Consider the following 6,896-nt stretch of genomic DNA (forward strand, 5'->3'; position numbering starts at 1 on the left):
CCACCCGCCCCTCACTCCCGGTGATTTCGCCGCCGCCCCAGCCGTAACCGGCGACCGGCGCGGTCCGTTTCTCCGGGTGCGACCAGTGGTTGTCCCGGCGTCCCCCGGGCCACCCGGTCCGGCGGGTCAGGTCGGCCGTTCCGGTCGGCCCTGGGCCACACGCTGCCACCGGTCGCTGGTGACGACGACGGCCGCCCGGCCGTGACCAGCGAGAGGGGGTGCCGCGGTGGACAGCGACCTCTTCTCCCGTCGGCGAGCCGAGCGCTTCGCGCAACTCCTCGACGAGGCCAACGGCGGACGCCGGCACCACGTCCGGTCCAAGGCGGACGGTGAGCTCACCGCACTCGTCGAGGTGAGCCGCCGGCTCACCGCAGAGCGGCCCGACGTCGAGGTGGACGCCGAGTTCCGTACCGGCCTGCGGGCGATGCTCGTGGCCACCGCCGAACGCGAGGGCGTCGGCGCTCCGGCCAGGACCGCCACCTCCGGCGTACGCGGTGCGCTGCTCCCCGCCATCACCGGCCGCCGGGCGCGGGCCCGGGGCGCGATCCTGGTCGGCGTGGCCGCCGGGGCGGTCGCCCTCTCCGGTATCTCCGCCGCCAGCGAGAACGCGCTGCCCGGCGACGCCCTGTACGGCATGAAGCGCTCCACCGAGCGCGCCCAGCTCGCGCTCGCCAGCTCGGACATCAGCCGAGGCCAGCTCTTCCTCGACTTCGCCCGCACCCGGCTCGACGAGGCCGCCTCGGTGCGCGACGACCGCATCGGTTTCAGCGCCGTCCTGGACGACATGGACGCGGACACCCGCCAGGGCGTACGCCTGCTGACCACTGTCGCCGCGCAGCGCTCGGACCCGACGGCGCTGGACGCGGTGGACACGTTCCTCGCCGGCCAGCGCCGGGTGGTCAGCGGCCTGCTCGACCGGCCCGACCACGCCGACCGGGACCGCACCCGCCGCTCGCTGTCCCTGCTCGACGCGGCGGGCAAGCGCGCCGACGCGCTCCGCGAGGCGATCGCCTGCGGGCTGCCCGCGCCGCAGGCCAGCGACATGCTCGGGCCCGCTCCGGCCACCTGCCCGGCCGACCGCTGAGCGGCGGACGCCTACCGCGCCACACTTCTCCCGGCGGACACCCGGCCGTCACATCGTGCCGGATACGCTCGACGAGGAGGGCGTACGCCGTCGTCGAGGCAGGGAGGTCGCCGTGGCCGGGAGCCGGAAGGTGACCGTCAGCACCGACGCGCACGGGCACACCGCGGGCTGGTCGGAGACCCCCTCGGCACCGGCGACCACAGTCACGCCCGACCCCACCGCGGCCGCGTTCTTCGACGTGGACAACACGATGATGCAGGGCGCGTCGATCTACTGGTTCGCCCGCGGGCTGGCCGCCCGGAAGTACTTCACCACCGGGGACCTGGCCCGGTTCGCCTGGCAGCAGGCACGGTTCCGGCTGCTCGCCACCGAGCACGCGGGCGACATGTCGCAGGCCAAGGAGGCCGCGCTCGCCTTCGTCCAGGGCTGGCGGGTCGACGACATGGAACGCCTCACCGACGAGATCTTCGACGAGCTGATGGCGCCGCGCATCTGGGCCGGCACCCGTCGCCTGGCCCAGCGTCACCTCGACGCGGGCGAGCGGGTCTGGCTGGTCAGCGCCGCCCCGGTGGAGATCGGCCGGGTGATCGCGACCCGGCTCGGCCTGACCGGCGCGATCGGCACTGTGGCCGAGGTGGTCGACGGCGCGTACACCGGGCGGCTGGTCGGTGACCTGATGCACGGGCCGGCGAAGGCCGAGGCGGTCACCCAGCTCGCCGCCGTGGAAGGGCTGGACCTGGCCCGGTGCGCGGCCTACAGCGACTCGGCGAACGACCTGCCGATGCTCCGCGCGGTCGGCCGCGCGGTGGCCGTCAACCCCGACCCGGCGCTGCTGCGGCAGGCCCGCGAGCAGGGCTGGGACGTGCGCGACTTCCGCACCGGGCGCCGGGCCGTACGCATCGCCGTGCCCTCCACCGCGGCGGCCGGGCTGCTCGCCGGCGCGGTCACGGCCGGTCTGGCGCTGCACCGGCGCCGCCACCGCGACGCCTGACCGGCGCGGCCCGGCTCAGGGGCCGAACGGGTCCGGCCGGCGTTCGAGCAGCTTGTGCAGCGTCTGCTGGATCGTCTCCCGCACCTGGTCGGCGAGGTTGAACACCACGAGCGGGTCGTCCGCCGCGTCACGCAGGTGCGCGGTCGGGATCGGCGGGCAGAACTCGATCAGCCACTTGCTCGGCAGCGGCACCATGCCCAGCGGCCCCAGCCAGGGGAACGTCGGCGTGACCGGGAAGTACGGCAGTTTGAGCAGCCGGGCCAGCGGCTTGATGTCGGCGAGCATCGGATAGATCTCCTCGCCGCCGACGATCGCCACCGGCACGATCGGCGTACCGGTGCGCAGCGCGGCGGAGACGAACCCGCCCCGGCCGAAGCGCTGGAGCTTGTAGCGGTCGGCGTAGAGCTTGCCGACGCCCTTGAAGCCCTCCGGGAACACGCCCACCAGTTCCCCGTTGCCGAGCAGCCGCTCCGCGTCCGGGTTGCACGCGACGGTGCCGCCGGTCTTGCGGGCTATCTCGGAGACGACGGGCATCCGGAAGACCAGGTCGGCGCCGAGCAGCCGCAGGTATCGGTGCGCCGGGTGCCGGTCGTGCAGCGCGGTGGAGAGGATCAGCGCGTCGAGCGCCACGGTGCCGGAGTGGTTGCCGACGACCAAGCCGGCGCCCTCGTCTGGTACGTGCTCGATGCCGCTGACCTCGGTGCGGAACCAGTCCCGGTAGAGCAGCCGGACCAGCGGGTGGACCACCGCGTCGGTCAGGTCGGGGTCGAAGCCGAACTCGTCGACCTCGTAGTCACCGGCGAGCCGCCGCCGCAGGAACGCCAGCCCCTTGGCCACCTTGCGGTCCCAGTGGTCCCCCGGCCGGTCGGCCACGGCCGGACCCGACGGCGCGTTCCCGGTCGGTGCCTCGTCCGCGGGGGCCTGCTGCACGACGGCCTTCTTGGCGACGGCCTTCTTCGCCACGGCCTTCTTCGCGACCGTCTTCTTGGCCACTGTCTTCTTCGCCGGCTGGTGCGGCGTGGCCGGAACGCCCGCGCCGGCGGCGGCGCCCGGCTCGTCGGCGGAGGTGTCCGGCTCGTCCGGCGGCGCCGCAGGGCGGGCGGACGGCGCGGTCACCCGGCGGTGCCCGTTGCGCCGCGCGGGCTCCGCGCCCGGATCCGGCACACCCAGCGGTACGTCGTAACGCGCGTCACGCCGCTCCTCCGGGCTGGTCACGAACGCTCCCGTACGGTCGAGCGGACCTGCCGAATGCTCTCCAGCACCAACTGCTCGGCGGCGGCGAGCTGGTCCCGGGTGACCACGACTCCGCCGTGGTGGGCGCGGATGAAGTCCTCGAACGCGGCGGCGGTCGAGCGGGGCGTGAAGCCGTACTCCCGCTCCAGTCGGCTGGTGTCCACCACCCGACCGTGCACGAAGAGGTCCACCTGATCCAAGCCGTACCGGCCGAAGCCCAGACTGCGGGCGACCGCGGCGACCCCGGCCAGGCCCGGTTCCAGCACCGGCACCGCCACCCGACCGGCCCGGCGGATCGCCTGCGACAGCGACAGCACCCCCGGCCCGGCGACGTTGTACGTGCCCGGGTGGTCCTCGGCGACGGACCGGTGCAGCACCTCCAGCGCGTCGTCGAAGTGCACGAACTGCAGGCGCGGATCGCGGCCGAAGACGGTGGGCACCACCGGCTGGGAGAAGTAGCGGGTGAGCGTGGTGTCGGCGGCGTACCCGATGAACGGCGCGAAGCGCAGCACCGTCGCGGTGACGTCGGGCCTACGGCGGCGGAACCCGCGGACGTACCCCTCGATGTCGAGGATGTCGCGGCCGAAACCGCCACGCGGCACCTCGCGCGGCTCGGTCTCCTCGGTGAAGACGGCCGGATCGCGGAACGACACCCCGTACGCGGCGGTGGACGAGCGGACCACGAGCTTGCGCAGCCGGGGCGCGCGCTGCGCGGCGGCGAGCAGCTGCATGGTGCCGATGACGTTCTGTTCCTTCATCCCCGCCCGGCCGCCCTGCTGCGGGTCGGGGGCGGTGACGAGCGCCAGGTGCACCACCGTGTCGACGTCGAGGTCGTGCAGGAGGCCGCCGAGCGAGTCGAGGTCCAGGCGGATGCGTTCGACGTCGGAGAGCAGGTCGGTCAGCTCGGGGTTGGGTGGTGCCGGGTCGACCCCGATGACGCGTTCGATCCGCTCGTCGGCGGCGAGCCGGGCGGCCACGTGGGCGCCGAGCCAGCGGCCGACCCCGGTGACGACGACGACCCCCGGGGCACCGGAGGTGTCACCGGGGGTCATGTCGTGCGCCTAGCGCGGCAGGCGGGATCGAGCCGGGACGTCCGCGGCCTGATCACCTGAGCCTCCGAGGGTCGACAGTTGGCAAGTGGTGCCGGTGCCGGGCTGCTGCCCGGCACCGGTCACTTGCCGAGACGGCGACGCTGGACGCGGGTCTTGCGCAGCAGCTTGCGGTGCTTCTTCTTAGCCATGCGCTTGCGGCGCTTCTTGACCACCGAGCCCATACGACAGCCTTTCGATGCAACGTGCGGGGCGGACCGGACGGCACCACCACGGGTGGCACCGTGACCGCTTGCGGACAACGGACCGGACCAGCGTGGTGGGCAGGGCACACCAGAGAGCGGTCACGGTCGTGGCCCAGCCTAACCGGAGTGCGTCAGCAGGACCAACGCGCCCCCGTCGATGCCCCTTTTCGTCGCACTCGGCGGACGGTGCGCCGAGGGCTCAGGCGGACTCCTGGAAGGCGCCCCGGAGGTATTCGTGCACGGCGTGCTCGGGCACCCGGAACGACCGGCCGACCCGTACCGCGGTCAGCTCACCGCTGTGCACGAGGCGGTAGACGGTCATCTTGGAGACCCGCATGACCGTCGCCACCTCGGCGACGGTCAGGAACCTGACATCCGACAGCCGTGCGTCGGACTGCGACCCGGCCATGGCTCACCGACCCATTCCCGTGCCCGGCGCGTGTCACCGGGCAGGTGTTCCCGCCTCGACGAGCGACGCGCGTGTAACCAGTACGGTAGCGGGACGGCTGTGACCTGCGCGATCCCTTCCACCCTTTGATCATGGCGAGACAGCCGTTCACCCGATGTCCACCAGGGCTTTTTCGCCCGGACGGGTGTCTCGTCCGATCCGGGCGACCGCCGTCTACTCGGCGCGCAGCGCCACCACCGGGTCGAGCCGTCCGGCCCGCTGCGCCGGCACCACGCCGAAGACGATGCCGACCGCCGCGGAGACGCCGAACGCCAGCGCCAACGACCACCAGGTGATCGCCGCCGGGATCGGGGAGAACGCGTCCACGAGCAGCGCGGTGCCGACGCCCAGCGCCATCCCGGTCAGGCCGCCGACCGAGGTGAGCAGCACCGCCTCCAGCAGGAACTGCACGCCGATGTCGCGGGGGCGGGCGCCGACCACCTTGCGCAGGCCGATCTCGCGGGTCCGCTCGCGTACCGAGACCAGCATGATGTTGGAGACGCCGACGCCGCCGACGAGCAGCGAGATGCCCGCGATGGCGGCCAGCACGCCGGTCAGCACACCAAGGATGTCGCCGAGCACGCCGAGGATCTGCCGCTGGGTGACGGCGCTGAACTCGGTGTCCGGGTGCCGGCGGGACAGTTCCGCGACGATCCGGTCGCCGAGCTCGTCGATCCGCTCCCGGTCCGGCGCCTTCACCGCGATGCCGTCGATGCGCTGGGTGCCCCACAGCCGTTGCGCCGCCGTCACCGGTACGTGCACCTCGTCGTCCCGGTCCACGCCGAGACTCTGCCCGAGCGGGGCGAAGACGCCGATCACCCGGAACCGCACCCCGGCCAGCGTGACCTGCTGACCGAGCGGATCCCGGTCGGGGAAGAGCGCGCGGGCCACCGAGTCGCCGAGCACCGCCACCCGGCGGCTGGTGTCCACGTCCGCCCCGGTGAGGTAGCGGCCCCGCGACAGCGACCTGGTGAACACCGACGGGGTGGTCTCCAGGACGCCCTGCACAGTGGTGAAGTCGGACCGGTTGCCGGCCCGTGCGGTAGCGCCGGAGGCCACCGTGACGGCGACCCGGCCGGGGTCGCCGACCACCCGGGAGACCGCGTCGGCGTCGCTGAGGTCCAGCGGCGAGACCACAGGCGCGTTGCCCACCTCGATCCGGCCCGGCACCACCAGCAGCAGGTTCGAGCCGAGCCCTTCGACCTGCTGCTCGACCTGCTGCTTCGTGCCGGTGCCGATGGCCACCAGGATCACCACCGAGGCCACCCCGATGATCACCCCGAGCATGGTCAGCAGGCTGCGCATCCGGTTGGCCCGCAGCGCGTCCGACGCCACCCGCCACGCCTCGGCCAGCCTCATCCGGCGTCGCCCTGCTGACGGCCGCCTGCGGCGCGCGGAAGGCGCCCGGTGGCCCCGGTGGTGCCACCGGGGCCACCGGGCGGGTGCCCCGGGCCGCTTCCGGACGCGGACCGGGGCTCCGCGCTGGGAGCGGGGTCCAGTGTCGCAGGTACGCCGGAGCCGTCCGACGCCGGTCGATCATGAAGGCTGTCGGACCGGATGAGCCCGTCCCGTACCGCGATGCGCCGGTGTGCCCGGGCGGCCACCTCCTGGTCGTGGGTCACCATCACCAGCGCCACCCCGGACTCGGCGTTCAACTGTTCCAGCAGCTCCAGCACCGCCTCGCCGGTGGCGCTGTCCAGGTTGCCGGTCGGCTCGTCGGCGAGCAGCACCGCCGGTTCGGTGACCAGCGCCCGGGCGATCGCCACCCGCTGCTGCTCACCGCCGGAGAGCTGGTTGGGCCGGTGGTGCAGCCGGTGACCGAGCCCCACCCGGCCCAGCATCGCCG

Annotated in this window: 8 protein-coding genes; 2 read left to right on the forward strand and 6 right to left on the reverse strand. The window is 73.7% G+C overall.

Going from position 1 to position 6,896, the window contains the following annotated elements:
* The first annotated feature begins 226 nt into the window (after positions 1-226).
* Positions 227-1,084 (forward strand): DUF5667 domain-containing protein, encoded by an 858-nt coding sequence (locus tag ABD52_RS35090; RefSeq protein ID WP_013288755.1) that lies wholly within the window; start codon positions 227-229, stop codon positions 1,082-1,084.
* A gap of 112 nt (positions 1,085-1,196) precedes the next feature.
* The gene (locus tag ABD52_RS35095) at positions 1,197-2,075 is read left to right on the forward strand and encodes an HAD family phosphatase (protein ID WP_013288756.1); all 879 of its coding nucleotides are present in this window, start codon (positions 1,197-1,199) and stop codon (positions 2,073-2,075) included.
* Positions 2,076-2,090: 15 nt separating this feature from the next.
* On the opposite strand, the gene ABD52_RS35100 is transcribed toward ABD52_RS35095, so the two are convergent.
* The 6 genes from ABD52_RS35100 to ABD52_RS35120 all read right to left on the reverse strand — a co-directional run.
* Positions 2,091-2,948: a lysophospholipid acyltransferase family protein gene (locus ABD52_RS35100; protein WP_200905283.1), complete on the reverse strand. Its 858-nt coding sequence runs from the start codon at positions 2,946-2,948 to the stop codon at positions 2,091-2,093.
* Between the two features lie 338 nt (positions 2,949-3,286).
* A complete protein-coding gene (locus ABD52_RS35105; protein WP_013288758.1) occupies positions 3,287-4,360 on the reverse strand; it encodes an NAD-dependent epimerase/dehydratase family protein in 1,074 nt (357 codons plus the stop codon).
* Between the two features lie 119 nt (positions 4,361-4,479).
* A complete protein-coding gene (locus ABD52_RS38760) occupies positions 4,480-4,581 on the reverse strand; it encodes an AURKAIP1/COX24 domain-containing protein (protein WP_007465623.1) in 102 nt (33 codons plus the stop codon).
* Between the two features lie 220 nt (positions 4,582-4,801).
* A complete protein-coding gene (locus tag ABD52_RS35110; RefSeq protein ID WP_013288759.1) occupies positions 4,802-5,011 on the reverse strand; it encodes a helix-turn-helix domain-containing protein in 210 nt (69 codons plus the stop codon).
* 213 nt (positions 5,012-5,224) lie between these two features.
* Entirely contained in the window at positions 5,225-6,409 is a 1,185-nt protein-coding gene (locus ABD52_RS35115) for an ABC transporter permease (protein ID WP_047894565.1), read from the reverse strand.
* A partial coding sequence (locus ABD52_RS35120) for an ABC transporter ATP-binding protein (RefSeq protein WP_047894567.1) occupies positions 6,406-6,896 on the reverse strand: 491 nt, incomplete at its 5' end. The genes ABD52_RS35120 and ABD52_RS35115, both read right to left, overlap by 4 nt.

Source organism: Micromonospora sp. RV43, assembly GCF_001029515.1.
Taxonomy (GTDB): Bacteria; Actinomycetota; Actinomycetes; order Mycobacteriales; family Micromonosporaceae; genus Micromonospora; species Micromonospora aurantiaca.

Coding starts and splice junctions, on each gene's coding strand:
- ABD52_RS35105 (WP_013288758.1), bottom strand. CDS start 4,360: ATGACCCCCGGTGACACCTCCGGTGCCCCGGGGGTCGTCGTCGTCACC.
- ABD52_RS38760 (WP_007465623.1), bottom strand. CDS start 4,581: ATGGGCTCGGTGGTCAAGAAGCGCCGCAAGCGCATGGCTAAGAAGAAG.
- ABD52_RS35110 (WP_013288759.1), bottom strand. CDS start 5,011: ATGGCCGGGTCGCAGTCCGACGCACGGCTGTCGGATGTCAGGTTCCTG.
- ABD52_RS35115 (WP_047894565.1), bottom strand. CDS start 6,409: ATGAGGCTGGCCGAGGCGTGGCGGGTGGCGTCGGACGCGCTGCGGGCC.